The sequence below is a fragment of the Pseudomonas sp. BIGb0176 genome (genome assembly GCF_024810175.1).
Classification (GTDB): domain Bacteria; phylum Pseudomonadota; class Gammaproteobacteria; order Pseudomonadales; family Pseudomonadaceae; genus Aquipseudomonas; species Aquipseudomonas protegens.
Window position 1 is genome coordinate 683,043 of record NZ_JANUEC010000001.1, and the last position, 26,094, is coordinate 709,136.

Annotated in this window: 22 protein-coding genes; 13 read left to right on the forward strand and 9 right to left on the reverse strand. The window is 65.2% G+C overall.

The window, feature by feature from the left end:
- The first annotated feature begins 11 nt into the window (after window positions 1-11).
- From M2395_RS02830 to M2395_RS02880, 11 genes are all read left to right on the forward strand, one after another.
- The gene (locus M2395_RS02830; RefSeq protein WP_123430572.1) at window positions 12-821 is read left to right on the forward strand and encodes an amino acid ABC transporter ATP-binding protein; all 810 of its coding nucleotides are present in this window, start codon (window positions 12-14) and stop codon (window positions 819-821) included.
- Entirely contained in the window at window positions 821-1,462 is a 642-nt protein-coding gene (locus tag M2395_RS02835; protein ID WP_011061829.1) for an amino acid ABC transporter permease, read from the forward strand. The genes M2395_RS02830 and M2395_RS02835 overlap by 1 nt, the downstream gene beginning before the upstream one ends.
- The gene (locus tag M2395_RS02840) at window positions 1,459-2,121 is read left to right on the forward strand and encodes an amino acid ABC transporter permease (RefSeq protein ID WP_015636003.1); all 663 of its coding nucleotides are present in this window, start codon (window positions 1,459-1,461) and stop codon (window positions 2,119-2,121) included. The genes M2395_RS02835 and M2395_RS02840 overlap by 4 nt, the downstream gene beginning before the upstream one ends.
- A gap of 60 nt (window positions 2,122-2,181) precedes the next feature.
- Window positions 2,182-3,033, forward strand: coding sequence for an ABC transporter substrate-binding protein (locus M2395_RS02845; RefSeq protein WP_103407363.1), 852 nt, complete (start codon window positions 2,182-2,184; stop codon window positions 3,031-3,033).
- Window positions 3,034-3,091: 58 nt separating this feature from the next.
- Window positions 3,092-4,096: an Ldh family oxidoreductase gene (locus tag M2395_RS02850; RefSeq protein ID WP_123430573.1), complete on the forward strand. Its 1,005-nt coding sequence runs from the start codon at window positions 3,092-3,094 to the stop codon at window positions 4,094-4,096.
- Window positions 4,097-4,328: 232 nt separating this feature from the next.
- A complete protein-coding gene (locus M2395_RS02855) occupies window positions 4,329-5,390 on the forward strand; it encodes a glycosyltransferase family 2 protein (protein WP_123430574.1) in 1,062 nt (353 codons plus the stop codon).
- A 53-nt stretch (window positions 5,391-5,443) separates the two neighbouring features.
- Window positions 5,444-6,466, forward strand: coding sequence for a hypothetical protein (locus M2395_RS02860; RefSeq protein ID WP_123430575.1), 1,023 nt, complete (start codon window positions 5,444-5,446; stop codon window positions 6,464-6,466).
- Entirely contained in the window at window positions 6,463-7,197 is a 735-nt protein-coding gene (locus M2395_RS02865) for a diiron oxygenase (RefSeq protein ID WP_053159182.1), read from the forward strand. Before M2395_RS02860 ends, M2395_RS02865 begins: the two co-directional genes overlap by 4 nt.
- The gene (locus M2395_RS02870; RefSeq protein ID WP_123430576.1) at window positions 7,194-8,285 is read left to right on the forward strand and encodes a hypothetical protein; all 1,092 of its coding nucleotides are present in this window, start codon (window positions 7,194-7,196) and stop codon (window positions 8,283-8,285) included. Before M2395_RS02865 ends, M2395_RS02870 begins: the two co-directional genes overlap by 4 nt.
- Before the next feature lie 51 nt (window positions 8,286-8,336).
- Window positions 8,337-8,960: a phosphatase PAP2 family protein gene (locus M2395_RS02875; protein ID WP_123430577.1), complete on the forward strand. Its 624-nt coding sequence runs from the start codon at window positions 8,337-8,339 to the stop codon at window positions 8,958-8,960.
- A complete protein-coding gene (locus tag M2395_RS02880; protein ID WP_123430578.1) occupies window positions 8,947-9,912 on the forward strand; it encodes a fatty acid desaturase family protein in 966 nt (321 codons plus the stop codon). The genes M2395_RS02875 and M2395_RS02880 overlap by 14 nt, the downstream gene beginning before the upstream one ends.
- A gap of 55 nt (window positions 9,913-9,967) precedes the next feature.
- Here the strand turns inward: M2395_RS02880 and M2395_RS02885 are convergent, their stop codons facing one another.
- From M2395_RS02885 to M2395_RS02895, 3 genes are all read right to left on the reverse strand, one after another.
- Entirely contained in the window at window positions 9,968-11,707 is a 1,740-nt protein-coding gene (locus tag M2395_RS02885) for a dipeptidase (protein WP_123430579.1), read from the reverse strand.
- A gap of 200 nt (window positions 11,708-11,907) precedes the next feature.
- Entirely contained in the window at window positions 11,908-13,152 is a 1,245-nt protein-coding gene (locus M2395_RS02890; protein WP_123430580.1) for a saccharopine dehydrogenase family protein, read from the reverse strand.
- A 30-nt stretch (window positions 13,153-13,182) separates the two neighbouring features.
- Window positions 13,183-14,280, reverse strand: coding sequence for a carboxynorspermidine decarboxylase (locus M2395_RS02895; protein WP_011061817.1), 1,098 nt, complete (start codon window positions 14,278-14,280; stop codon window positions 13,183-13,185).
- Between the two features lie 242 nt (window positions 14,281-14,522).
- On the opposite strand from M2395_RS02895, the gene M2395_RS02900 reads away from it, so the two are divergent.
- Window positions 14,523-16,451 (forward strand): PAS domain-containing sensor histidine kinase, encoded by a 1,929-nt coding sequence (locus tag M2395_RS02900; RefSeq protein WP_053152337.1) that lies wholly within the window; start codon window positions 14,523-14,525, stop codon window positions 16,449-16,451.
- A 29-nt stretch (window positions 16,452-16,480) separates the two neighbouring features.
- Here M2395_RS02900 and M2395_RS02905 read toward each other — a convergent pair whose 3' ends face one another.
- The 5 genes from M2395_RS02905 to M2395_RS02925 form a co-directional block, all read right to left on the reverse strand.
- On the reverse strand, window positions 16,481-17,920 hold the full coding sequence (locus tag M2395_RS02905) for an amidase (protein ID WP_011061815.1): 1,440 nt from the start codon (window positions 17,918-17,920) through the stop codon (window positions 16,481-16,483).
- Between the two features lie 88 nt (window positions 17,921-18,008).
- Window positions 18,009-19,181: an amidohydrolase gene (locus tag M2395_RS02910; RefSeq protein WP_123430581.1), complete on the reverse strand. Its 1,173-nt coding sequence runs from the start codon at window positions 19,179-19,181 to the stop codon at window positions 18,009-18,011.
- A gap of 50 nt (window positions 19,182-19,231) precedes the next feature.
- Window positions 19,232-20,536: an MFS transporter gene (locus tag M2395_RS02915; protein ID WP_026022872.1), complete on the reverse strand. Its 1,305-nt coding sequence runs from the start codon at window positions 20,534-20,536 to the stop codon at window positions 19,232-19,234.
- A gap of 110 nt (window positions 20,537-20,646) precedes the next feature.
- Window positions 20,647-22,008 (reverse strand): DUF1329 domain-containing protein, encoded by a 1,362-nt coding sequence (locus M2395_RS02920; protein WP_015635990.1) that lies wholly within the window; start codon window positions 22,006-22,008, stop codon window positions 20,647-20,649.
- Between the two features lie 34 nt (window positions 22,009-22,042).
- Window positions 22,043-23,794: a DUF1302 domain-containing protein gene (locus M2395_RS02925; RefSeq protein ID WP_123430582.1), complete on the reverse strand. Its 1,752-nt coding sequence runs from the start codon at window positions 23,792-23,794 to the stop codon at window positions 22,043-22,045.
- Window positions 23,795-23,920: 126 nt separating this feature from the next.
- On the opposite strand from M2395_RS02925, the gene M2395_RS02930 reads away from it, so the two are divergent.
- A complete protein-coding gene (locus M2395_RS02930) occupies window positions 23,921-24,877 on the forward strand; it encodes a LysR family transcriptional regulator (RefSeq protein WP_015635988.1) in 957 nt (318 codons plus the stop codon).
- 177 nt (window positions 24,878-25,054) lie between these two features.
- On the opposite strand, the gene M2395_RS02935 is transcribed toward M2395_RS02930, so the two are convergent.
- Window positions 25,055-26,074 carry an AraC family transcriptional regulator gene (locus M2395_RS02935; RefSeq protein ID WP_123430584.1) on the reverse strand — a complete coding sequence of 340 codons (1,020 nt, stop codon included), beginning with the start codon at window positions 26,072-26,074 and terminating at the stop codon, window positions 25,055-25,057.
- Window positions 26,075-26,094 lie beyond the last annotated feature (20 nt).

Genomic DNA, 26,094 nt, shown 5'->3' on the forward strand with positions numbered 1-26,094 from the left:
GGAGAAAAACAATGAGCAGCATGACCGTGATCGAAAACGCCAGCCCCCTGGCACCGCCCCCGGTACCCAGCGCCGAACCTTTCCTGCGACTGGAGGCGATCCATAAGCAATTCGGGCCTTACCCCGTATTGCACGACGTGTGTTTCGAGATGGCCAAGGGTGAGGTGGTGGCGATCATCGGCCCCAGCGGCTCGGGTAAAAGCACCTTGCTGCGTTGCATCAACCAACTGGAGCCCGCGACCCGGGGGCGGGTCAGCATGGGCGGGGTGGCTATCGAAGCCGGGCGCCCGCTGCCCCGGAGCGAGCTGCTCAATCTGCGCCGGCGCATCGGCATGGTGTTCCAGTCGTTCAACCTGTTTCCGCACCTTACGGTGCTGCGCAACGTCAGCCTGGCGCAGGTCCGCACCCTCGGCCGCAGCGCCGAGGAAGCTGACGCCCGCTCTTTGCAGTTGCTGGACCGGGTGGGGCTCGCGGACAAGGCCAACGCCTATCCGGCGTGCTGCTCCGGCGGCCAGCAGCAACGCATCGCCATCGCCCGGGCCCTGGCGCTGGATCCGGAGCTGATGCTGTTCGATGAGCCGACCTCGGCCCTGGACCCCGAGCTGGGCCTGGAAGTGCTGGCGGTGATGAAGGAGCTGGCGCGCGAGGGCATGTCGATGCTGGTGGTGACCCACGAGATGCACTTTGCCGAGACGGTGTCCGACCGGGTGGTGGTGATGGCCGAAGGGCGGATCATCGAGCAGGGGCCCAGCGCCCAGGTGATGCGCGAGCCGCAGCACGCGCGGGTGGCGCAGTTTCTCCAGGCCGTGAGGAATCGCTGATGGCGGATATTCTGCTGGTCCTGTTGCGCGGCGTGCCCTGGACCCTGAGCGTGACCCTGGGCGCTTTCTGCATCGGCGTGGTGCTGGGCTTTCCACTCTGTGCCCTGCGTCTGTCGAACCTGAAGCTGTGTCGCTGGCTGGCGGCGATCCTGGTGCTGACCCTGCGTTCGATACCGCCCATCGTCTGGCTGTTCTTCATCTTCTTCGGCATCGGAGGCGGCTACATCGCCTTGTCGCCGTTCGCTGCCGCGGTGCTGGGCCTGGGGCTGATCACCGCGGCGCATATGTCGGAGGTATATCGCGGTGCCTTTGCGGCGATCCCCCAGGGGCAGTACGAGGCGGCGCAGGTGCTCAATCTGTCGGCGCCCCAGCGCTTTTTCGATGTGATGCTGCCGCAACTGGTGCGCATCGCCATTCCCACCTCGGCCACCTATGCCATTGGCTTGCTCAAGGACTCGGCCGTGGCCTCGACCATCGGTGTCGGTGACGTCAGCTTCCAGGCGTACCAGATGTCCCAGCAAACCTTTCAAGGGCTGGAGGTGTACAGCGTGGCGGCGCTGGTCTACCTGATTCTCAGCGTACCGGTGGCGCTGTTCTCGCGCTGGCTGTCGGCCACCCTGAAGCAGAGGATTGCCCGATGAACGAGATCCTGACGATGTGGCTGGCCTGGTTTCCCGAGCTGTGGAAGGGCTTTGTGCTGTCAATTCAGGTCACCGCCGCCAGCCTGGCACTGGGGGTGGTCCTTGGGTTGTTGCTGGCGCTGGGTGTGTCGGCGCCCCGCCGGGCAGTGCGCTACCCCTCGTTGCTGATTGTCGAGCTGGGGCGTGGCGCGCCGGCGTTGATCCTGTTGCAGTACTTCTATTTCGGCCTGCCTTCGGCGGGCCTGACCCTGAGTTCTTTCTGGGCGGCAGCCCTGGCGCTGGCCTACTGCACTGCGGCCTACACCAGCGAGATCATCCGTGGCGGCATCGAGGCGGTGGCCCAGGGGCAGAACGAGGCGGCCGAGGTGATCGGCCTGAACCGCTTCGATGCACTGCGCTTCATCATCTTGCCCCAGGCGTTGCGGGTGGCTCTGCCGTCGTTGCTGGGGTTCTCGATCATGATGTTCCAGGCCGCGTCGTTGTGTTTCACCATCGCGCTCCCGGAGATCGTCAGCCGCGCCTCGGCCATCGGTTCATCCACCTTCGAGTACATGCCGGTGCTGACCCTGGCCGGCCTGATGTATGCCGCTGTGTGTGCGCCCGCGACCCTGGGTGTGGCGGCGCTGGAGAAAAAACTGGCCCCCAGCCAGCACGCATGACCTGCTCGAGCCGTCTTTCGGCTGCCATTCTCTTAATGCAACCCATGCACAGGTGAAGCCATGATCCGTTCATTCAAACGCATTGTTCGTTGGGCGTTCCTTTGTTCCTCCCTGGTGGGAGGTTCGGTGCTGCTCGGTGCCCCCCAGGCTCTGGCCGACTGCAAGCCGGCCCACTCGTTTGAAACCCTGACTCCTGGGGTGTTGAGCGTCGCGGCCTGGGTCTTCCCGCCGTACTCGATTCCCGGGCCGGGCAACCAGTTGAGCGGGGTCGATGGTGAAATCATCAAGCGCATCGCTGCCAGGGAGTGCCTGGATATCAAGCTGACAGTGGTGGACCCGGCGGCGGTGGTCCAGTCGGTGATCGCACGGCGGGCCGACGTCGGCATCGGCGACTGGTACCGTACCGCCGAGCGCAGCAAGGTCCTGGGTCTGACCGCGCCGCTGTACCTGGACGTGATGGGGATCATTTCCAGCGAGGGCTATTCGAAAATTTCCGAGCTCGAAGGCCAGCGCATCGGCACGGTGCAGGGTTACCTGTGGGTCGACGACTTGAAAAAGGCCTTTGGCGACAATCTGGTGCTCTACCCCAACCCGGTGGCCATGGCCCAGGACCTGGCGGCCAAGCGGATTGCGCTGGGCATCGACAGCTTTGCGGTGGGTGTGGCTTCGCAGCAGAAGGGTGCCTACCGGGGCATGAGCATCAAGGTCTCGGAGCCCGACCCGCGGGTTAAGGCTACCCTGGAGCCGGGGCAGACCAGTTTTCCCCACACCAAGGCCAATACGGCGCTGAGTGAGGCGCTCAATGAAAACATCCAGGCCTTGCATGCTTCTGGCGAAATTGCCGAGATACTCGGCTCGTTCGGCCTGGATAAACAAGCCGCCAACGTGGGGGCGCCACGCCTGGTGGAATGACCCGCAGCCCCGGGCCCGGTGGTCAGGGCGGTTGTGCAGCAGCGTCAGGGAGCAATCGATGCAAGAGAGTGCAGCGTTCAAGTGTCTGTCGCTGGCAGAGGCCAGGGATCTTGCCCGGCGCTGCTGCCTGCAGGCGGGCAGCAGCCAGGAAGTGGCCCAGGCTCTGGCCGAGGCCACGGTATCGGCCCAGGGTCATGGCCTGGCCAGTGTGGGTTTCGAGCATCTGGCCGATTACCTGCACGGGTTTGCCAGCGGGCGCATAGCGGGCTTGGCCAAGCCACTGATCACCCAGGTAGCCCCGGCGATGATCCGTTGCGATGCGCGCGCGGGCATTGCGCAACTGGGGTTCGATCAGGCCTTTGGCGCTGTGTGTGACAGCGCCCGGCAGTTGGGAATCAGCCTGTTTGCCCTGCACAACGGGTTTACCTGTGGCGAGCTGGGCTACTACACCCGGCGCCTGGCCGCCGAAGGCCTGGTGGCATTGGCGTTTTGCAACGGCCCGGCGCTGTTGACCGTGGCCGGCCAGCGCCAGCCGATTTATTCCACCAACCCCCTGGCCTTCGCCGCTCCCTGCGGCGACGGGCGCCTGCTGCTGATCGACCAGGCCAGCAGCGCCACGGCCTTCGTCAACCTCCTCAAGGCGGCCGAGGCCGGGGAGGCGATCCCCGAAGGCTGGGCAGTGGATGCCCAGGGCGCAGCCACCCTGAGTGCCCGGGAGGCCATGCACGGTGCCTTGCTGGCGTTCGGCGGCAGTCGCGGGGCCAACATCGCCTTGCTGGTCGAAGTGCTCGCCGGCGGTGTCGCCGGGGGCAACTGGTCGCTGGATGCGCCCGATTTTCGAAGCGGCGCACAATCGCCGGGTTCGGGCCTGCTGGTGATCGCCATCGCCCCGCACCTGCTCGACGAGCAGTTCGAGGCTCGACTGGCGCGGCAGATGCAGCGCCTGGCCACCCTGGGGGTTCACCCTCCGGGGCAGGCCAAGCAGCAGGCCTGGGCCCGGGCGCAAATAGAAGGAATCAGCTTGCCCATGGCGCTGTATCAGCAGCTGGCGGCGCGCTTCTAGGGGGGAGCGAGTTCTGCCGTCAGAGCCCCAATCGTTGCAGCGATGCCAGGGAGCGGCTTACCTGGCGGATGACATGGGTGGCCAGAAGCGATTGCGCGGGGCATCACAACCGGCGCAGCCGGTGTTTGAATAATCCCCGGAATAATGCTGTGATTGCGCCCGTCACGCCCCCGGGCGGCCCTGCTTTTTTCAGAGACACTGCGAAATGGATAGCCAAGAAACGACAGCCAGGATGTCGCAGTTGCCTCCCGGCGATGACCTGTCCACGCGCCTGCAAGGGATTGCTGCCCAGACCGCACTGGTGTTGGAAACCAACAATCTGCGCGGCGGCAAGAATGCAGGCGAAGCCTTGAGCAGCCTCCAGCGGCTGATTGCCCGGCTGGCCCTGCAAAGTCTGGCGCCCCAGGCTTTTGCCCAGTGGATCATCACCCATGACGGCCTCGACCTTGAGGCGCGCCAGGCGCTGTGCAGCCTGGCCGGCTGTGCGCTGGAGTTCATCGAGATCGATGCCGGCACCGGTTACTACGATGCCAAGAATGTCGGTTTCGATGGCGTCGACCAGGCGCGCTGCCAGTACGTGGTATTCGCCGATGCCGACTGCCTGCCCGATGCCCATTGGCTGGAAGAATTGCTGCTGCCCTTTGTGCAACCCGAGGCGCCCGTGGCGGTGGCCGGGCGCACCAGCTACGCGCCGAGCGTCGCCGGCAGCGCGCTGACCGCCATCGACTTCATGTATTTCCCCAGCCCCTTGCGCCACGGCGCCACGCGTAACTTCTACGCCAACAACGTGGCTTTTCGCTGTGCCACCTTCGAGCAGTATCGCTACGAACCCCTGGCTGGCATCTATCGTGCCCATTGCCAGGTCATGGGCCTGCGCCTGCAAGCGGCGGGGGTGGCGGTGGCCTATGCGCCGGCGGCACACACCGAGCACCGGCTGCCCGACAGCCAGGGCGAGGTGTTCAAGCTGCGCTGGCTCAGGGGCGGCGACAGCGTCGGCCTGACCCCGTACCTGGTGCGCGCCTACATGCCGGGCTGGCTGCAATGGCTCGGGCGCAGTGGGCCGCTGGGGCCTTTGTGCGTGATGGTCGGGCGCCTGGGCTACAGCCTGCGGGCCCTCAACCACCAGGACCTGCCGCCCCTGCACGGAGCCCGGCGCCTGGGGGCCATGGCCATGGTCACTGCCATCTCGTTGCTCGACACTGCCGGCGCCGTGGTGCGTGGCTGCGGGCTGTCCATCGGCCGCTCCAGTGCCCGGCACAGTGAAGCGTTGTCCTACCACCGCAACCTGGATTGATCCGCGTCGCGCCGTATCGTCGCACGCCGTTCGCGTGCCCAGAGGAAGTCCCCATGCAGAACCCTTCTCTTGCCTCATTCGGCCGTTCCCTGGCGTGCCTGGCCTTGCTGGCACTCGGTGCCCAGGCCCAGGCCGCTCCCAGCGAGTTCGCCGGTCGCGGGGTGTACCACTTCGCTTCGGACAGTGGCTGCGCCACGTTCGCCTCCAGCAACCTCGACTGCAACCGCATCGCCCTGGACGTGAGTGATGCGCGGGCCAGTGTCGACCGGCAAACCCATGCCATCGTCATCGACGCCGACAGCAACCACGACAGCAAGACCGTGATCGGCGACATTCTGCTGCACGGCAGCGGCATCGCCAGCGACGGCCAGCGTGTACCCCTGAGCCTGCAGGTGCTGCTGCGCCGTTCGGGCAAGGTGTGGAAATCCGATACCTATGTGCACGCACCGGTGCGTGGCAAGTTCCGTGACATCAGCCTCGATCCCTATCAGATCAGCGTCCGTGAAGGCACCCGTGAGCGCGTGCTGTTCAGCCCCGAACAGGCGCGCAACGTATTGGCCCAGCCGTCGATCGCGGCGCGCCTGGCCAGTTATTTCGTGGTGGTGCGCCCCAGCGATGCGCAGCACCCGACAGCGGGCGATATCACCATCGGCCTGGGCGTCGGCCGAGTGTCGAAGTCGCTGATGCGTGCCAGCTTCAGTACCAGGCAGCCGGGCAGCGAAGCGCTGGAGCAGGTGCTGCAGCAGGGCACCTGGAACCTCGACCTGCAGGCCCTGAGCGGGCAGATCCCGCTGTGGGTGGTACAGCGCCAGCTGTTTGTCTTTGCGCTGGAGGACAGCCCGTTGCTCAGGGAGGTGCGTCAGCGGGGCTTGAACAAGGGCGACAGCCTGGAGCTGGGTGCGGTCAACGGCCAGGGTTACCTGCGCTATAACGGCCAGGAGGAGAGCTTTCCCGGCGCTGCGGCCAGCGGCACGGCCTTCATGCGTGACAGCTTTATCGGCCTGATCCTGGCCTGGCAGCGCCATTCGCACGGGGCCAGGACGGCCACCGCCAGCGCCGCGCAGTCCGTGCAATGAATGCGGGGCAAGCGGTTGCCGGCGAGGCCAACTTCGACTGCCTGAGCATGCCCCGGCCCCAGGGCCTGGGGGCGCTGCAGGCGCGGCTGGTGGACCGCATCAAACGCGCCGCCTTGTTGCGCCTGCACCGCAGCCCGCGAGGCGAACGCCTGCTGTTGCGCATGTACCTGGCTGGTGAAGACGCCACCGAGCGTGCGTTGCTCGATGAGTTGTTGCCGCAGTCGCCACCCTGGCTCGAACGGCAGGTAGCACAGCACCTGGCCGATGAGCAGCGCCACGTGACCCTGTTTGCCGAGGCCCTGCGCGAGCGGGGCGACGACGCTCAAGCCCGCCTGGAGCCGGACTGGCTGAGCCGGCGCAAGATCCAGCGCTGGCAGCGCCTGGCCCGTCGTTATGCGGGGCATTTCGAACAGGGCCTGCTGGTGCCGGCCTACGCCACCGGGTTGTGTGCCGAGCAGATGGCCGAGCGGGTATTGACCCGCCATTGTGCGGTGCTGGATGCCGGGCATGGCTTGTATCCGTTGCTGGCGCGGGTGCTGGCCGACGAGAAAGCCCACGTGCGCTTGTGCGAGAACACCCTGCGGCGCATCGTGGCGCCCCATGAGGCGGGCCATCTGGCGCGCCTGCTCAAGGACATTCGCCGCGTCGATGCGAGCTTTGGCGTGACCGGTGCCCTGGCGATGTATGGTGCCGGCTGGCTGCTCGGTGGTCGGGGCCGAGTGGGGCGATGAGTGCACGGATTCTTTACCTGGCGACCGCCGATGCCCGCGGGCACCTGATGCGCGCCCAACTGCTGGTACATGCCTTGCGTGCGGCCGGGGCCGAGGTCGAGGTGCTGACCACCTCGCAGCAGGGGCAGGACTTCCTGCAGCGCTTCGGCATTGCGGCGCAGATTCTCTCGCTGCATTACGCGGTGCAGTTCGACAGCCAGCAGAACATGCTGCGCCAGGCCACCAACCGCAATGTCGCCCACTACCTGTTCCGCCCCGGGCGCATGCTGCGGGACATCCTCCAACTGCGGCGCCGGCTGCGCGGCGTGGACCTGGTGATCAACGATTCCTTCCACCCGGCGCTGCTCTACATGGGCATGCTCCCGGGCTGGCGGCGCCAGGTGGTGCACGTGTACGGGGCCAGCCTCAAGGTGGCGCTGCTGAACAACTTTGCCGGCATGTGGCCGCGCCAGTTCGGGCGCCTGTTCGGCTGGATTGTCGGGCGCCAGATCGATACGGCGCGGGCGCGCATCGAGCACGATTTCGCCTATGAAGTCGACGATTCCCAGGCCCCGGCACTGTATCGCCTGCCGACCCCGGTGGCCCTGGCCGAAGCCTTGCCGGAACAGGCCGCCGTGGGCGCCGCGGTGTACCTCAACCCGCATTTTCGTGAGCCCGACCTGGCCGATGCCTTGAGCCGTGGCCTGGAGGATGCGGGCCTGGACGCTCACCGCGTGGGCGAGGGGTATGCCGGGCGCAGTGGCTGGCTGCAGGTCGATCCGCTCTGGGCCAGCCGCGCTGCCCGGGCGCAACTCCTGGTCTCGGCACCGGGCATGGCGGCGCTGTCCATCGCCCGGGTCTACCAGCGGCCGATCATCCTGGTGGTGAGCGACCAGCCGGAACAGACCAGCAACGCCGCCCGGGCCCGGCAATTGCAGTTGCTGCACCGGGTGGTGACCTGGCGCGGCGACCCTGCCGATTTTCGCCGTCAGGTGGCCGAGGCGGCGCGGCAGTTGAGCGCGGCGGCGCCAGCGCCCGACGTGATCTCGGGCAACCAGCGGGCCCAGGCACGGATCGATGCCTGGGCCGGCCGCTTGCTCGGCTTGTGAGGGCGCGGCCGTGAGTCGTCACCGCTCCATGCCCGCACCGGGCCAGCAGCCATGACCGGCACCTTGCAGCGCCTGATAGCCGCCGCCAACCTTCGGCAGGCCCTGGCTGCGGTGTTCGCCCTGCTGTTGGGGCTGGGCGCGTTCATGGGGCTGCAGCGCCTGGTGACGCCGCGCTACAACTGGGTCACGCCATTGGATGAGCTGATCCCCTTTATCGCCCAGTCCTGGTTCGTCTATGTGCTGTTCTTTCCCTTTGTGCTGCTGGCGGCGGCCTATGCCAGCCAGGAGGGCTTCAGGGCCCTGCGCAACGCCACCGGCGTGGCCTTCGCCGTTGGGCTGCTGTGCTTCTGGCTGTTCCCCGAATATGTGCCGAGGCCGGATATCGCCGCCCTCGACAATGGCTTCCTGCAACAGCGGCTGGGCCGGATGTGGCAGCTGGACCTGGCCTGCAACGGTTTTCCCAGCCTGCATGTGGCAGTGACCTGCCTGGCCTGTCGCGCGCTCTGGCGCCGCCCTTGCAAAGAGCTGAGCGCTGTCATCGGCCTGCTGATCTGCCTCTCGACCCTGACCCTCAAGCAGCACACGCTGATCGATGTGGCGGGCGGCCTGTTCCTGGCCCTGGCCTGTGCCCTGGCCACCCAACGACAAGGAAACCCTGCCCGTGTCCCAGCCTGAACCCCGTGCCGGAGAGAATCGGGCCCTGCGTGCCTTTGCCCCCGACGCCGGGCTGTTCCTGCTCAAGCCCTGGATCGGTGGCCTGGCGCTGCTGGCCGACTGGGGGCTGATCGCCGCCGCATTCGCCTGCGCCGCGCTCTGGCCGCACCCCGTCATCTACCTGCTGGCCGCGCTGCTGATCGCCCGCAGCCAGTTGGCGCTGGCGGTGCTGATGCACGAGAGCGCCCACGGCCTGCTGCTGCGCGGGCAGAAAGCCAATGATCGGCTGGGCCAGTGGCTGGCCGCCGGCCCGCTGTTCCTGTCCCTCTGCACCTACCGCGCCGGCCACCTCAAGCATCACCTGCATCCGATGGAGCATGACGACCCGGTGGTGGCGGTCTTCGGCCTGGGGGATTACCCCTTGCCCCGGGGCAAGCTGGCCCTGCGCCTGCTGGCGGACCTGTGCGGGGCGGGCTACTTCATCAGTGCCTTGAGGTTCGCCCGGGGTGACTACCGCGCGATCATGCCCCGGGTCGACAAGTCGCCGCGCCAGGCCCTGGCGGAAGTGCTGTCCATGCTGGTCAGCAACGGCCTGCTGTTCGGCCTGCTGGCCTGGAGCGGCCACCCCTGGCTGTACCTGGGGTTGTGGCTGTTGCCGGCGATTACCCTGCTGCCCTTGCTGGGCCGGGTGCGAGCCATCATGGAGCATGCCGGCCTGCCGGCTGCCGCCGACCAGAGCCGCAACGCCCGCAGCATCGTGCGGCCCAGCGTGCAGACCTTCCTGTTCGGCCCCCACGCCATCCACTACCACATCGAGCATCACCTCTATGTGCGTGTGCCGTTCTACCACCTGGGCGGCCTGCACCGGCAACTGGCCACGGCGCAGTTGCTGCCCGAGGGCAACCTCTACCAGGGGTATGGCGGGGTACTGCGAGATGTCAGCGACCCCGACTGGACGTCAGCGGCGCGCTGAGGCGTGGAGGAAGGGGAGAACGGGCCCGCCATGGGTGGCGGGCCCGTGAGGGCGGTCAGAGCTTGGGCAACTGGCCGATGCGGCCGACCATCTCGGTGACGATCTGCAGGTCCAGGAGGAACTGCTCCACGGTCTTGAACTCGTTGTCGGTGTGGCCGGTGTACTTGACCTCGGGCCGCGCCAGGCCGAACTGCACGCCGTTGGGCAACTCGTGCACCGAGGTGGCGCCGGCGGAGGTGCCGAACTTGTGCGCCATGCCCAGGTTCTCGCTGGCCACCGCCAGCAGTGCCTTGACCCATTCACCCTCGGGGTTGCGGTACATAGGTTCGGCGATCTTGGTGTCGATGTTCACCGCTACCTGGGTCTTCTTGCTCCAGGCCGCCAGCTTGTCGGTGATTTCGCCCTTCAGCACTTGCGGGGTCTTGCCCTTGGGCACCCGCAGGTTGACCGCCAGCTTGAAGGTCTTGTCATCCACGCTGACCTGGGTCAGGGAGGTAGTCAGCGGCCCCATGAAGTCGTCGGAGAAGCCGATACCCAGCTTGTTGCCCAGGTAGTCCAGGCCCCAGTTGTCGGCGGCGTAGCGGGCACCATCGGTGAAGGCGTTGTGCTTGAAGGCGATCTTGCCGTCCTGGCTGTTGATGAAGTCCAGCATCCGCGCCACCGGGTTGACCCCGGACTCGGGCTCGGAGGAGTGGGCCGAGACGCCGGTGACCGTCAGTTGCACATCCTTGCCCACCACCTTGGCCGCGACCTGGAAGTTGCCGCCGTGCTGCTTGGCATATTCGGCGCCGGCCTTTTGCAGGCTGGCGGCCAGTTCCGCGGGCTGCTCGGTGACCAGGGTGGCTACCGAGGTCGAGGGGATCTGGTTGGTGGCCAGGCCACCGGTGAGGTGGGTGATCTCCGCCCCTTTGCCCTCGGCGGCGCGCCGGGCGAAGCTGGCCATCACCGTGCCGTAGCCTTTCTCGGCGATCACCACCGGGTAGCCGCCGTCCAGCGCCAGGTTGTAGTTGGGCGTCGGGTTGTGTTCGAAGTAGTAGGGAATGGCATCGCCGCTGGTTTCCTCGGTGGTGTCCACCAGCAGCTTGAAGTTGCGCGCCAGGGGCAGCTTCTCTTCCTTGATGATCTTCATCGCGTAGAGCGCTACCACGATGCCGTTCTTGTCGTCCTCGGTGCCGCGGCCGTACATGCGGTCGCCGATCAGGGTGACCTTGAACGGGTCGAGGCGGGTGCCGTCTTCGAGCACCCAGTTTTCCGGGGTCACCGGTACCACGTCGGCGTGGGCGTGGATGCCGACGACTTCATCGCCGCTGCCTTCCAGGGAGATCTCGTAGACCCGGTTGTCGATGTTGCGAAAGTTCAGGTTGAAGGCCTTGGCCAGGTCCTGGATCTTGGCGGCGATCTTGAGGAACTCGGGGTTCTTGTACTGCGGCACGCCGTCGATGTTGAAGGTGGGGATGGCCACCAGCTCGCGCAGGGTTTCGGTGGCGGCCTTGCCGTACTTGATCCGGGCGTAGAGGCCCAGCAGGCGGTGGATCTCGTTCTGCTGTTCGGCGTTCAGGGTCTTGTTGGCCAGGAAGGCCTCGATGGTCGGGGCGAGCTGGTCGCTCTTGGCCAGCGGGCTCTTGGCCAGGGTGCCGAGGAACTGGCGGAAATCCGTGACCGTGGCGTCATTGAAGGTCTTGAGGATGGCCGCGCTTTGTTGCGGGGTAATGTTGGCCTGGGCGATCGAGGTGTAGGACGACAGGCTGGCGAGCATCAGGGTGGCCGCAGCCAGGTGCTTGAGAGAAAAATCCATTGCGGAGGGCATTCCTTTGCAGGGGGTAAGGATTATCTGAGCTGTTAGTCAGAAACCTTGCCAAGCTAACACTGCGAAGGAGCAGGGCGGGAGCCCCTGAAGTGGGATCTGTCGCACAGAAACGCAAAAGCGACGCACAAACGAAACATTCATCCAGGCAGGAGGCGCCTGCATCGGCGCCTCCTGTCGTGGCTAGTGCATCAAGCCTTGGCGTCCCATGGGCGGTCGCCCTGTTCGTCCTTGATGCGGGTCGGCAGGCCCATCAGGTCCAGCGCCTTGAGGAACGGCTTGGCCGGCAGTTCCTCGACGTTGGCCATGCGCTGCACGTCCCACTCGCCACGGGCCACCAGCAGGGCGGCGGCCACGGGCGGTACGCCGGCGGTGTAGGAAATGCCCTGGCTGTCGGTCTCGGCGTAGGCTTCTTCGTGGTCGGCCACGTTGTAGATGAAGACTTCGCGCGGCTGGCCATTCTTGCTGCCCTTGACCAGGTCACCGATGCAGGTCTTGCCGGTGTAGCCCGGGGCCAGGGAGGCCGGGTCAGGCAGCACGGCCTTGACCACTTTGAGCGGCACCACTTCCAGGCCTTCGGCGGTCTTCACCGGTTGCTCGGAGAGCAGGCCCAGGTTGCGCAGCACGGTGAACACATTGATGTAGTGCTCGCCGAAGCTCATCCAGAACCGCACGTTGGGCACGTCGAGGTTCTTCGACAGCGAGTGCACTTCATCGTGGCCGGTCAGGTACAGGTTTTGCGAGCCGACCACAGGCAGGTCGTCGGTACGCTTGACTTCGAACATGGTGTTGCTGGTCCACTGGCTGTCCTGCCAGCTCCACACCTGCCCGGTGAATTCGCGGAAGTTGATTTCCGGGTCGAAATTGGTGGCGAAATATTTGCCGTGGGAACCGGCATTGACGTCGAGAATGTCGATCGAGTCGATGCGGTCGAAATGTTCCTGCTGGGCCAGGGCCGCATAGGCGTTGACCACGCCCGGGTCGAAGCCGACGCCGAGGATCGCGGTGATGTTCTTCTGCTGGCACTCTTCGAGATGCTTCCACTCGTAGTTGCCGTACCAGGGCGGGGTCTCGCAGATCTTGCCCGGTTCTTCGTGGATCGCGGTGTCCAGGTAGGCCACACCGGTATCGATGCAGGCACGCAGCACCGACATGTTGAGGAAGGCGGAACCGACGTTGATGACGATCTGCGACTCGGTCTCGCGGATCAGCGCCTTGGTTGCCTCGATGTCCAGCGCGTTGAGCGCATAGGCTTTTATTTCAGCGGGCCGTTTGAGGCTGCCCTTGGCCTTGACGCTGTCGATGATGGCCTGGCATTTGGAGATGTTGCGCGACGCGATAGCAATACGACCGAGTTCGTCGTTGTGCTGCGCGCACTTGTGGGCCACCACCTTGGCGACACCTCCTGCACCAATGATAAGAACATTCTTCTTCAATTTATTTACTTCTCCTCGTGACCTGTCCGCTCAGGAAAGGCTGGACAGGTAGTCTTCGAAACCAAACTCGCGTACCACCTCGATGCTGCCATCGAGTTGTTTCACGACAATGGACGGCATTTTCAGACCGTTGAACCAGTTTTTCTTGACCATGGTGTAACCCGCCGCATCAATGAACGACAGTCGATCGCCGATGGCCAGCGGACGATCAAATTGGTATTCGCCGAAGATATCCCCGGCCAGGCAGGACTTGCCGCACACCATGTAGGTATGTTCGCCCGCGCTTGGTGACAGCTTGGCGTTCAGGCGATAGATCAGCAGGTCGAGCATGTGGGCTTCGATGGAGCTGTCCACCACGGCCAGGTGCTTGCCGTTGTACAGGGTGTCGAGCACGGTCACTTCCAGGGAGGCGCTCTGGGTGATCGCCGCTTCGCCCGGCTCCAGGTAGACCTGCACGCCGTACTTCTGGGAGAAAGCCTTGAGGCGCGCACAGAAGGCGTCCAGGGCGTAGTCCTCGCCGGTGAAGTGGATGCCGCCGCCGAGGCTGACCCACTCGACCTTGTGCAGCAGGTGGCCGAAGCGTTCCTCGATGGTGGTCAGCATCTGGTCGAACAGGCCGAAGTCGCCGTTCTCGCAGTTGTTGTGGAACATGAAGCCGGAGATCTGCTCGATGACCTGCTCGATCTTGGCCGGGTCCCACTCGCCCAGGCGGCTGAACGGGCGCGCCGGGTCGGCCAGCAGGTAGTCCGAACTGCTGACCTGGGGGTTGACCCGCAGGCCGCGCACCTTGCCCGCGCTGGCGTCGGCAAAGCGCTGCAGCTGGCTGATGGAGTTGAAGATGATCTTGTCGCAGTTGGCGAGCATCTCCTCGATTTCGTCGTCGGCCCAGGCCACGCTGTAGGCGTGGGTCTCGCCTTCGAACTTCTGCCGGCCGAGCTTGAGCTCGTAGAGCGACGAGGAGGTGGTGCCGTCCATGTACTGCTGCATCAGGTCGAATACCGACCAGGTGGCGAAGCACTTGAGGGCCAGCAGGGCCTTGGCGCCGGACTGCTCGCGCACGTAGGCGATCTTCTGCATGTTGCTCAAAAGCTTCTGCTTGTCGATGAGGTAGTACGGCGTCTTGATCATTTCAGGGTCTCCGGCAGGGCCAGCCAAAAAGGTACGCATTGTGCCCGCAGTGCCACTAGATCGAAAGCTCGGAAATATATTTTCCACGGTCAACCGTCTGTCCCTTGCGTTGTCGAGCCAGGCATGCGATTCCACACAGACAGCTGCAGGCGGTGCACACTGGCCCGAGCCCAGGTCGATGAATGCTGCGGCGCTGCAACGTTTCGCCGATTCGATGAAAAAAATACCCGACGGAAACTGCCATGCCTGATCTGCCCGAGCCGTACCACCCTCTTACTGACGATCGCTTCCGCCTGCTGGTCGATGCGGTGGTGGACTACGCGATCTACATGCTCGACGCCCAGGGCCGGGTCGCCAGTTGGAACAGCGGTGCCCGGCGCTTCAAGGGCTACCGGCAGGAGGAAGTGCTGGGCCGGCACTTTTCCTGCTTCTATACCCCCGAGGATCGCCAGGCCGGTTTGCCCCAGAGGGCGCTGGACAGTGCCGCGCAGTGCGGGCGTTTCGAAGGCGAGGGCTGGCGCCTGCGCAAGGATGGCACGCGGTTCTGGTGCCATGTGGTGATCGACCCGATCCGCGACAGCGCCGGCGGGCTGATCGGCTTTGCCAAGGTCACCCGGGACATGACCGAGCAACGGGCCGCCGAGCAGACCCTGAAACAGAGCGAACAGCAGTTCCGCCTGCTGGTGCAGAGCGTGACCGACTACGCGATCTACATGCTCGATGCCCAGGGCCGGGTCAGCAGCTGGAACCTGGGGGCGCAGCGGATCAAGGGCTATGCCCCAGAGGAAGTCATCGGTCAGCACTTTTCACTGTTCTATACCGCCGAGGACCGGGCCAGCGACGAGCCGCGCAAGGCCCTGGAAGCCGCCGCCCGCGAAGGCCGTTTCGAGAAGCAGGGCTGGCGCCTGCGCAAGGACGGTACGCGGTTCCTGGCCCATGTGATTGTCGACCCGATCCGCGCCGACTCCGGGGCCATCATCGGTTTCGCCAAGATCACCCGCGACATCACCGAGGTGGTCCAGGCGCAGAAGGAACTGGAGGTCGCCCGCGAAGCGCTGTTCCAGTCGCAGAAGCTCCAGGCCATCGGCCAGCTCAGCGGCGGCATCGCCCATGACTTCAACAACCTGCTGACGGTGATCCGCGGCAACCTGGAGCTGCTGCACAAACGGGTCGGCGATGACCCCAGGCTGCGGCGCCTGCTGGACAACGCGCTGCAGGGCACCGAGCGCGGCGTGACCCTGACCCAGCGCATGCTGGCCTTCGCCCGGCGCCAGGAGTTGAAATCCCAGGCCCTGGACCTGGGCCAACTGGTGGCCAGCCTCAGCGGCCTGCTGTGCAGTTCGGTGGGGCCCAGGATTGCCCTGCGGGTGGAGATGGCGCCGGACCTGCCGGCGGTGCAGGCTGATCTCAACCAGCTGGAACTGGCGCTGCTGAACCTGGTGAGCAATGCCCGGGATGCCATGCCCGAGGGCGGTTCGATCCTGATCGAGGCGCAATTGCGCGGGGCCACGGGCAACCTGGCCCGGGGGCAGTACGTCTGCCTGGCGGTGATCGACGATGGCCAGGGCATGGACGAACAGACCCTGGCCTGCGCCGCCGATCCGTTCTTCACCACCAAGGGCCTGGGCAAGGGCACCGGCCTGGGCCTGTCGATGGTCCACGGCCTGGCCGAGCAACTGGGCGGGCGCCTGGTGCTCCAGAGCCGCCTGGGCCAGGGCACCCGCGCCGAGCTGTGGCTGCCCCTGGCGAGCGCGGCCAAGGGTTCGCCGGGCAGTGAGGCCATGCCGGCCCCGGGCCCGGACCACCCGCCGCTGTGCGTGCTGCTGGTGGATGACGACAGCCTGGTCCTGGACAGCACCACGCTGCTGCTGGAGGACCTGGGCCATCGAGTCATCCGCGCCGCCAGCGGGGCCCAGGCGCTGCAGTGTCTTGAGCAGCACCGGGACATCCAGCTGATGATCAGCGACATGGCCATGCCACACATGGATGGCCGCCAGTTGGCCGAAGCGGTGCGGCGCCTGCACCCGCAGTTGCCGATCATCCTGGCCAGCGGTTATGCCCAGCGCCAGGACGGCCCGGTGCCGGAGCTGCCACGGATCTTCAAGCCCTTCAGCCAGGCGCAGTTGAGGGACGCCCTGGCCCAGGTCCTGGCGCAGTCTGCGGCGGGCTGACTGCGGCGCACGGCAAGAGGGTGCAAACCCTACACCGGCGACACCTGCTGGGCCATGGCCGCGCCGGTCATGGGGGCCTGTGGAAAGGGCGCGGGAAATGCACGCTCGTAAGCCCGGCATACCCGCAGCACCTGATCGTCGGCAAATCGCGCGCCAACCACCTGCAGGCCGATGGGCAATCCCGCCTCCGAGAACCCGCAGGGCAATGAGGCAGCAGGTTGCTGGGTCAGGTTGAAGGGGTAGCTGAAAGGCGACCACTTCATCCAGTCATCGATTGCGCTGCCGGGCGGGGTGTCGTGGCCGGCCTCGAACGCGGTGATCGGCAGCATCGGGCAGACCAGCAGGTCGTAGCGGCTGTGAAACATGTTCATGTGGGCCATCAAGGCCGCTCGGGCTTCCTGGGCCGCGGTGAAGTCGGCGAGGGTGGTGTGGCGGCATTCTTCGGTAAAGCGCAACAGGCCCGGATCGAGCATGGCTTTCTGGGCCGTGCTCAGTTGCCGGGCCAGCGTCTGTGCGCCGGCGTAGATCACGCTCTTGAACAGTTGCAGGGGGTCGTCGAATCCCGGGTCGACCGCTTCGACGATCGCCCCCAGTTGTTCCAACCGCGCCACGGCCTGCGCCACCTGGCGAGCGACCTGCGGATCAACCTGCACATAGCCGAAGTCTGCGCTGTAGGCGATGCGCAGGCCGTTGAGGTGGGTGCTGTCGGGCAGCCACGGGGTGTGTCGCGGGGCTCCCATCAGCGCGTCCCGCGGGTCGGGGCGGGCGATGGCCTGCAGGAGCAGCACGGCGTCTTCCACGGTGCGGGTCATGGGGCCCAGGTGAGACACCAGGGTCGTCGCGCTGGCCGGGTACTGGGGGATGTAGCCAAAGGTGGGCTTGAAGCCGAAAGTGCCGGTAAAGCTGGCGGGGATGCGGATCGAGCCTCCGGCATCGCTGCCCTGATGCAGCACGCCCAGATTGAGCGCCGCGGCCACCGCTGCGCCGCCGGAGGAACCGCCGCAGGTCATGCGGGTGTCCCAGGGGTTGCGGGTGATGCCGTAGAGCGGGCTGTCGGTCACGCCTTTCCAGCCGAACTCCGGGCTGGTGGTCTTGCCCAGCACCACGGCGCCGGCCTCCCGCATGAAAGTGGTGACGGGCGCGTCGACGTCCCAGGGGCCTTGCGCGCCAATCGTCAGTGATGCCTTGCGCGATGGCATGCCCCGGGTCGGGGTCAGTTCCTTGATCGATGTCGGCAGGCCGTCGAGGGCGCCGCAGGGCTGGCCCTTCATCCAGCGCTTTTCAGCTTCGCGTGCGGTGTTCAGCGCGCCTTCGGGATCGGTGTAGCAAAAGGCATTGACCCGCGGGTTGAAGCGCTCGATGCGGGCCAGTGCGTCCTGGGTGACCTCCACGGGAGACAGCTGCTTGTCACGGTAATGACCGAGCAGCTCGATGGCGCTCATGTCGGCGATGGCGGTAGCGTTTGGCATGGCAGTGTCCTGATAGGCGGGTGCAGGGCTGGCCTGCACAAGACAGTGTGTGGGCGCCCAGCTCGGGGCACCCCGAGAACCAAGCGCCTCAGCGCAAGTAGCCTTCGACCAGTTCCACCCAGCACGCTGCGCCCAGGGGAATCAATTGATCGTTGAAGTCGTAGTGATCGTTGTGCACCGAGCAGCCGTTGAACTCCCCGGTGCCATTGCCCAGGCCGAAATAGCAGCCGGGCACTTCGTCCAGCATCCAGGCAAAATCCTCGCTGCCCATGGCCCTGAATGACACTTGCTCCACCACGTTCTCGTTGCCCAGGGCCTTGCGCGCGGCGTCGAGCATCTGTTGCGTCTCGGCGACGGTGTTCACCAGGACCGGGGCCAGCAACTGATAGTCGATCTCGGCGGTGACCCCGAATGCTGCGGCCTGGCCCTCGACGATGGTGCGGATCCGCTGCTCGACCTGTTGGCGGATCGCCGGGTCAACCGTGCGCACGCTGAGTTCCAGCATGGCCGATTCGGGAATGATGTTGGTGGCGGTTCCGGCCTGTACCTTGCCGATACTGATCACCACCGCATCGTTGGCGCTGATGTTGCGCGAGACCACGGTTTGCAGGGCGCTGATGATGCCGGCCAGGGCCGGGATCGGATCGACGGCGCGCTCCGGCACGGCGCCGTGTCCGCCTTTGCCGGTCAGGGTAATGCCGACCCGCTCGGACGAGGCCATGACCCCGCCGCTCTTGATGATCGCGTAGCCCACGGGAAACCCCGGCATGTTGTGGAAGGCGTACACCGCATCGCAGGGGAAGCGCCGGAACAGCCCGTCGGCCATCATGCTCCTGGCGCCGGTCAGGCCTTCTTCATCCGGTTGGAAGATCAGGTTCAGCGTGCCGTCGAACTCGCCGTGCAGGGCCAGTTGTTCGGCCGCCGCCAGCAGGGTGGCGGTGTGGCCGTCATGACCACAGGCGTGCATTACCCCGGCGTGTTGGCTGGCCCAGGGCAAGCCGTTGCGCTCGATGATCGGCAGGGCATCCATGTCCGCCCGCAGGCCCAGGGTCTTGGTGCCCGAGCCGCGACGCAGGACGCCGACCACGCCATGGCCGCCCACCCCGGTGTGGACTTCATAACCCCAGCCTTCGAGCAGGCCGGTGACCAGGGCTGCGGTGTCCAGGGTGTCTTCACCCAGCTCCGGATGGGCGTGGATGTTGCGCCTGATCTTCAGGAAGCGCTCGGTGCTGGCTTGCAGTCGGTCTTGCAGAGAGGTCATGTTCACAACGGATTCCTTGTTCCAGGTAGAGGGGCAGTTGCAGGTCGGATTCAGGGACGGCCGGGATATTCCGGGTAGAAACGCAGGGCCACGCCACTGAGCACGATGGCGCTGCACAGATACCAGGCAGGTACCAGCGGGCTTGCGGTCACGGCGATCAGCCAGGTCACGATCAGCGGCGAGAACCCCCCGAACAGGGTGACCCCGAAGCTGTAGACGATCGACAGCCCGGTGACTCGCTCGTCACGGGCGAAGGCTTCCATCAGCAGCGCCAGGCCGGCGCCGCCGCTGATGGCCATCGGCAGGATCAGCATCGACACCGCCACCAGGCAGAGCAGGGTGCTTTGCAGGCCCAACAGCATGAAGGCCGGGTAGGTCAGGATGATCTGCAGCCCGCACAGCCAGTACAGCAAGGGCTTGCGCCGTGGCATGCGGTCAGCCCATCGCGAGGCCAGCGGGGGAACGACCGTCAGCAGGACGCAAGCGAAGGCCACCAGCGAAAAGGCGAAGCTGCTGGAGTAGTGCAAGGTCCGGGTGAGGTAGGTCGGCATGTAGAACACCACCATGTAGGAGGTGACCGTCGAACTGGCCATGAGCAGTATGCCCAGCCCCAGGGTGCGCGCGTGCTTGCGCAACAGGTCGCGAAACGGCGTCGGGTTCTCCGGGTTCTGGTGGGTTTCATCCAGGTGCTTGCGGATGTACCAGCCCACCGGGCCTATCAGCAGGCCGATGATGAACGGAACGCGCCAGCCCCAGCTGTGCAGCGCCTGCTCCGACAGAACACTGGTCAGCGCCAGCCCGGAAAGCGCCCCGAGCAGGGCGGCAGCGCCCTGGCTCGCGCCTTGCCAGCAGACCATGAAGCAGCGGTTGTCGGTGCGCCCGGACTCCATCAGGAAGGCCGACGCGGCGCCAACCTCACCGCCCGCGGAAAAGCCCTGCAGCATCCGCCCCAGCACCAGCATGATGGTGGCGAAGATCCCGATGCTGGAATAGGTGGGGGTAAAGGCAATGATGCCCGTGCCGATGGTCATCAAGGCAATGGTCAGCGACAGCGCCTGCTTGCGGCCGTAGCGGTCGGCCACCCGGCCAATCAGTACCGCCCCTAGCGGGCGGACGACAAACCCCAGGGCGAAGGTCACCAGCGACATCATCAGCGACGCCAGGGGGGAGTCGGAGGGGAAGAACAGCTGGCCGATGATCACCGCGAAAAAGCTGTAGACGGTGAAGTCGTACATCTCCAGCGCATTGCCCAGGGAGGAGGCGACGACCACCCGGCGCATGTTGCCGCGGGGCATTGCCGGTGCTGTGCTCGGCGCGTATTGAAGCGGTAGCGAAGGAGCGGGGGTGCTTTTCATGGCATTTTCCAAAGAGTGGCGGTTGGCACAGAGGCTGTGCCCACCGCCAGTACGAGGTCCTGGCGCCCCCTCGGCGAAGGCGCTGTTGTTCGAGCCGTCGTGACCCGAGTTCAGCGCACCCCACTCTGGCGCAAGGCGTTGGGCGTGAACTCGGCCTCCAGCGCCTTGACGCCGAACTGATAGTTGCTCTTCTCTTCGTTCTTCAGGCCCAGCACCAGGTAGCGGCCGCTGACCATGTCATTCAGGGTCTCGGCGGTGTACCAGGGCACCTGGCTGTTGTAGTAGGAAAGCTGGTGGGCTTCGGCAACCCGCCACAGGGTATTGCGCCCGTCGTAGTGATCGATGACCGCGGCCTGCCAGGAGTCCTCGTCGATGTAGAAATCGCGCTTGGCATACACATGGCGCTGGCCGGGTTTCAAGGTCGCGACCACGTGCCACACACGGTGCAGTTCATAGCGCGCCAGGTCCTGGTTGATGTGCCCGGCCTTGGTGATCTCGGCGTACTTGAGCGTGGGCGAATCGAGCTTGTAACTGTTGTAGGGGATGTACAGTTCCTGCTTGCCCACCAGTTGCCAGTCATAGCGATCCGGCGCGCCGTTGAACATGTCGTAGTTGTCCACCACGCGCTGGCCGTCGGTACTGGCGGCCGGCCCGTCGTAGGCCACCTGCGGGGCCCGCCGCACACGGCGCTGGCCGGCGTTGTAGATCCAGGCCTGGCGCGGTTCCTTGACCTGATCGAGGGTCTCGTGAACCAGTTCCACGTTGCCGGCCAGGCGCGCTGGCGCGACCACGGTCTGCTTGTTGTAGAACAGCACGTTGCTCGGCTTGGCCGGATCGTAGTCGGCGAGGCTCTCGCGCAACACGTACTGGTGGGCAAAGGTCACGGGTGTGCCGTTGCCCTGGACATCCGGCACGATCTGCACCATCTGGCGCTTCACGCTGTCACCGCGATAACGGGTGATGTGGTTCCAGATCACCTCCAGCCCATTCCCGGGAATCGGAAACGGATAGGCCTTGGTGAAGTGCTCCAGGCCGTTACCGCCGGCAACCAGGGTGGTGTTCAGGGCGTTCTTGCGGGCTGCCTCGACGATGCTCGGCGGTACGTTGGCGCTGCGGTGAGTGGGGTAGACGTTCATCCGGTAATCGGGGTAGCGCTTGAACATCGCGACCTGGCCCGGGGTCAGGCGGCTTTTGTACTGCTCGACGTTCTGCGAGGTAATGCTGAACAACGCATGTTCGCTGCCATAGGGGTCGGCGAGAAAACCTGCGCTGTCGACCGTCCCGGCATTCTTCGCCAGGCCGCCGGTCCAGGCCGGAATGGTGCCGTCGGCATTGCCGGCGCGCTCGGCACCCACCGGGGTCAGCGTGGTCTCGAGCTTGGCCGCCTCTTCGGGCGACACTGCGGCCATGGCCGACGTGCAAAGCAGCAGCGACAACGCACTGCCGTGAAAAAACGACTTCGAAATGTTCATCGCACCCTGTCCTGTTCGATTGCTGATTGTGGATTCAAAAGCTCACGCCGAAGCTGAGGGCGACGAAGTCGCGATCAGTCGAAGTGTTGTAGGCGCCACCGAAGAAATCGGTGTAGGAAAGACTCGCCGAGTAGGTATTGCGAAGGTCGGCATCCAGGGCGAGGCTGATGGCCTTGCTGCCTTGGTTGAAGTTGGGGCCGTAGCCTTGCACGTCATGGGACCAGGACAGGCTGGGCTTGAGGTTCACCCCGGCGATCACGTTCTGATAGTCGAGGATGGCGCGGCCGCGATAACCCCAGGAACTGGCGCTGTAGAAGCCCTTGTTGTTGCAGTTCTGCGGGTTGACCGGGTTGGCCATCAGCGCGCAATTGCGGTTGTCGGGCAGTTCGCCGTTGCCGAAGATACTGTCCCGGCCGAAGCGCAAGGCGTTGCTGTTGATATCCCCCAGGTGGTTGTAGCCGATCTCGGTAATCAGGCTCAGGCGCTCGGCGGCCCAGACCTGGTCGATGAAATGGGTGAGGGTGATTTGCGCCTGGGTCACCGGCTTGCGCACATAACCGTGGAAGCTCTCGCCTGGCACTGGCTGCGCAAAGCCGCTGGTGAAGATCGGCGCACCGAGATCGGCCGCCATCGGGCCGGCGAGCGCGGCAATGGTCACGTCGCTGCCGTTGAGTGACAGCGGCATGTTCGGCCGGTAGCTCAGTTCGCCGGAAATCGCAGTGGTGCCCAGGGTGGTGGCAAAGCTCAGGCCATAGAGGCGGATGTCTTCCGGGTACTCGATGAAGTACTCGGCGCTCGATGCCCTGGTCCCAGGCTTAACCGCGAAGGGGGCCGTGCCGACCGTGCCACCGAGGAAAGGCGCGCGGCTGTGGTAGTTCAGGGCATACAGGCCGAACTCGGTGTTGTTCAGCGCCTCGACCTGCCAGCGCAGGGCCATCCCGAACTGGCCACTGTCCCGCGCGTCGCGGTCGCCACCCCGGGTGAAGTGATATTGGCCATTGGGGTCCCAGGGGGGCGAGAAACCCATGCGGGTATTGCATCCATCGGCCATCACGTCGGAGCCGAAAAAGGTCCCGCAATTGTCGACGACGGTCTGGTCCCATTCCAGTTGATAGAAAAATTCGGCAGAGAGGTTTTCGCTCAGCCCCTGGGACAAAAACAGCATGTTGACCGGAATCAGGCCTTCCTTGATTTCGGCTCCCGGGCGCCGGAAGGCGGCGACATCCGTCGGGTTGATCACGTTGATGCCATTGCCGATGAAGGTGCTTTCCCCCCAACTGACCACCTGTTTGCCCAGGCGCGCATTGCCGGGCTGATCGGCGATGAAATAGTTGTGATAGACAAAGGCGTCCAGCAGCTGCGCGCCCGAGGACTTGGCGGCTTCCTTGCGATGCTCATCGCTGATCTGCACATAGCGCCGGCTCTCGTCCTTGAGCTCGAAGTCGTACCAGTACTTGCCCCGCAGGAATACTCCGCTGTCGCCGTAGCTGAGCTGCAGGTCGTGCACGCCCTTGAAGATCTTCGAGAAGGTTTCGCCCTTGCGAAAGTTCAGCCGGCCGTCGTCGGAGGATTGGCTTGAAGCGTGCCCTGCGTTCCACGTGCCGATGAAGGCCCGGTCCGGGTTGCGCAGTGCCCAGCTGGCGCCAATGGACAACGAAGAATCGAATTGCCCCTGGATCTCGCCGATGTCGAAGGTAGCGGCCTGGCCAGGTGCGCTGATGCTCAGTGCAAGCAGCGTTGGCAGGCCCAGTAAGCGGAATGGATCAAGCTGGAATTGGTGCGCCACAGAACTTCCCCATCGTTTTTTTTATTGGAGGCAGTACGTGTTGTCTGCCGGGCGATGCTGGTGGTGGAGAATCTTCTGGGAGCGTGTTAAGAGTGTCCAATGCAAAGATAGGGCTGGATTAATGCAGTGAACGACTTAATCGATCTGAAACGTGTGCGCCATCTGGTCTATCTGAGCGAGGAACTGCATTTTTCCCGCGCTGCGGCTCGGGCCAACCTGTCGCAGACGGCGTTCAGCCGCAGCATCCAGTCGCTGGAAGCGGACCTGGGCGTTCGGCTCTTCGATCGTGATACGCGCACGGTGATGCTCACCGCTGCCGGGCAGCAGTTGATCGGGCGTGCTCATGAGCTGCTCGGTTGCGCCAGGAAGCTGGTGGCGCAAGCCATCGATATTGCCGGCGCCGAAGGTGGGGAACTGCGCCTGGGCATCAACCCGATGGCGGCCACGCTCAACACCGTCGATATTCTCATCAGGTTGCGCAAACAGGTCCCCAGGCTGGTGCTCAATGTCCAGGTCGGGTACTGGAATCAGCTGTGCCACCTGCTGGAAACCGAGCAACTGGATTTCGTGGTCGCCAGCCTCAAGTCGGGCGAGGAAATCGATCCGCGCTTTTCCGTGACCCATCTGCCGCCTCAGCCGGCCTCGGTATTCTGTCGCCGCGATCACCCGCTGGCCCGCCAGGCAGGTCCGATTGCCCGTGCCCAGATCCTCGACTACCAGTGGAGTGGCGTGTCGCCGTCCAACGAAGCTTCGCTGTATGCCCTGTTCGATCTGGCGCCGGGCACCTTGCTGCCCTGGACCCTGAGCTCCAACGATCTGAACCTGTTGCGCGAAACCACCCTGAGCAGCGACTCGTTGCTCCTGACCTGGCGCTCGTGGCTCGACCAGGACCTGCACAACGGGTTGCTGGTGGACCTGGCACCGTTCATACAGCCGCCCTGGCCGGCGGATGTGCTGACCATCCGCTACGCCGTGGTGACCCATGCCGGACGCACGCTTTCACCGATTGCCCAGCAAGCCGTGGACATGATCGTCAGCGAAGCCCCGGGGAGTGCCGGGCTGTCGACATTCCCGGGTGCTTGAACCGCGGGTGCCGGGGGGGCTCAACCGGCCGCGCCAAAGGTCTGTACGAAAACTCGCCGAGCAAAGATCAGGCAAGGCAAAAGCAGGCGAGGAAGCCGAGTCCAGCGGCCTGAATGAGCATGCCGAGCCTGTCTTCAACGCAGTCTGATCGAAGCACAGGTAGTTTTCGTACAGAGCCTAAGGTTGCGCCAGGTGCCTTTGGCGACATGCGCTGGGGCTCTGGCCGAACCAGCGATAGCAGGCGCGGGTCAGCGAGCTGGGGTCGCCGTAGCCCAACAGGAACGCCACTTCGGTCAGGGCGATCTGCGGGTGGGGCAGCAGCGACTCAAGGCGCTTGCGGCGCAAGTCATCGATGATTTCCTCCACGCGCAAGCCTTGGGCTAGCAGGCGGCGCTGGAGCATATGCCGGGGCATGCCCAGTTGTCCGGCCAGGACCGGCAGCGTGCAGTTGCCCGTCACCAGCAGGCGCTCCACCAGTATTTCCACCTGGCGCCCCAGGTCCAGGGGGTGGCTCTGGATCAGGCGGCGGACAATGCGCTCGGTGGTCTCAAGCATTGCCGGGCTGGCGCTGGCCAGCGGGGTACTGAGCAAGCTGGCGGGAAAGAGCAGGGCGTTTTCAGCCTGGTTGATGCGTACCTGGCAGCCATACAGGGCGCGATAGGCCTTGGCGTCGAGGGGGCTGTCATGCCTGAAATTGATTTGCCATTGCTTGCCGGTGTGGTGGGTAACCCGGCGCAGGAAAGCCAGGGCAATGCCATGGACCAGCTCGCTCAATTGCCGGTCGCCCAGCCTGCTTACGCTCAGGTCATGCTGCAGGTGCCAGGCGGCATATTGGCCCTCGACGCTCAGGCGCAGGTTCAGCCCGGGGGAGTGGTAGGGCATGTAGCGAGCGACCCGTTCCAGGGCATCGGCCAGGTGGCTGGCGTGGAGCACGATGAGGGCCAGCGGCCCGAGGATGGAGACGTCCTGCAGGTTCGCCAGGCGAGCGCCGAAATCCGCCAGCGACAAGGCCTGCGAGGTGATCTCCAGCAACTGCGCGACCTTCTCCAGGGGCAGGCTGAAATGGGCGTCGTCGAGCTGGGCCTGGGTCATGCCGACACGGGCCAGCAGGGCCTGGGCGTCACCGCCATGCTCGCTGACCAGTCGGGTGAAGCCGGTCAGGGCAGGGGCCCTGACAAACAAGGGGGGACGGTTCATTTTGTTCCCGAATGCCAAAT

Bases quoted from the DNA above. Each gene is read 5' to 3' on its own strand.
- M2395_RS02855 (WP_123430574.1), top strand. From the start codon at position 4,329: ATGTCGCAGTTGCCTCCCGGCGATGACCTGTCCACGCGCCTGCAAGGG.
- M2395_RS02910 (WP_123430581.1), bottom strand. From the start codon at position 19,181: ATGACCTCTCTGCAAGACCGACTGCAAGCCAGCACCGAGCGCTTCCTG.
- M2395_RS02885 (WP_123430579.1), bottom strand. From the start codon at position 11,707: ATGGATTTTTCTCTCAAGCACCTGGCTGCGGCCACCCTGATGCTCGCC.
- M2395_RS02895 (WP_011061817.1), bottom strand. From the start codon at position 14,280: ATGATCAAGACGCCGTACTACCTCATCGACAAGCAGAAGCTTTTGAGC.
- M2395_RS02830 (WP_123430572.1), top strand. From the start codon at position 12: ATGAGCAGCATGACCGTGATCGAAAACGCCAGCCCCCTGGCACCGCCC.
- M2395_RS02870 (WP_123430576.1), top strand. From the start codon at position 7,194: ATGAGTGCACGGATTCTTTACCTGGCGACCGCCGATGCCCGCGGGCAC.
- M2395_RS02840 (WP_015636003.1), top strand. From the start codon at position 1,459: ATGAACGAGATCCTGACGATGTGGCTGGCCTGGTTTCCCGAGCTGTGG.
- M2395_RS02860 (WP_123430575.1), top strand. From the start codon at position 5,444: ATGCAGAACCCTTCTCTTGCCTCATTCGGCCGTTCCCTGGCGTGCCTG.
- M2395_RS02905 (WP_011061815.1), bottom strand. From the start codon at position 17,920: ATGCCAAACGCTACCGCCATCGCCGACATGAGCGCCATCGAGCTGCTC.
- M2395_RS02850 (WP_123430573.1), top strand. From the start codon at position 3,092: ATGCAAGAGAGTGCAGCGTTCAAGTGTCTGTCGCTGGCAGAGGCCAGG.
- M2395_RS02835 (WP_011061829.1), top strand. From the start codon at position 821: ATGGCGGATATTCTGCTGGTCCTGTTGCGCGGCGTGCCCTGGACCCTG.
- M2395_RS02935 (WP_123430584.1), bottom strand. From the start codon at position 26,074: ATGAACCGTCCCCCCTTGTTTGTCAGGGCCCCTGCCCTGACCGGCTTC.
- M2395_RS02920 (WP_015635990.1), bottom strand. From the start codon at position 22,008: ATGAACATTTCGAAGTCGTTTTTTCACGGCAGTGCGTTGTCGCTGCTG.
- M2395_RS02845 (WP_103407363.1), top strand. From the start codon at position 2,182: ATGATCCGTTCATTCAAACGCATTGTTCGTTGGGCGTTCCTTTGTTCC.
- M2395_RS02865 (WP_053159182.1), top strand. From the start codon at position 6,463: ATGAATGCGGGGCAAGCGGTTGCCGGCGAGGCCAACTTCGACTGCCTG.
- M2395_RS02915 (WP_026022872.1), bottom strand. From the start codon at position 20,536: ATGAAAAGCACCCCCGCTCCTTCGCTACCGCTTCAATACGCGCCGAGC.
- M2395_RS02875 (WP_123430577.1), top strand. From the start codon at position 8,337: ATGACCGGCACCTTGCAGCGCCTGATAGCCGCCGCCAACCTTCGGCAG.
- M2395_RS02900 (WP_053152337.1), top strand. From the start codon at position 14,523: ATGCCTGATCTGCCCGAGCCGTACCACCCTCTTACTGACGATCGCTTC.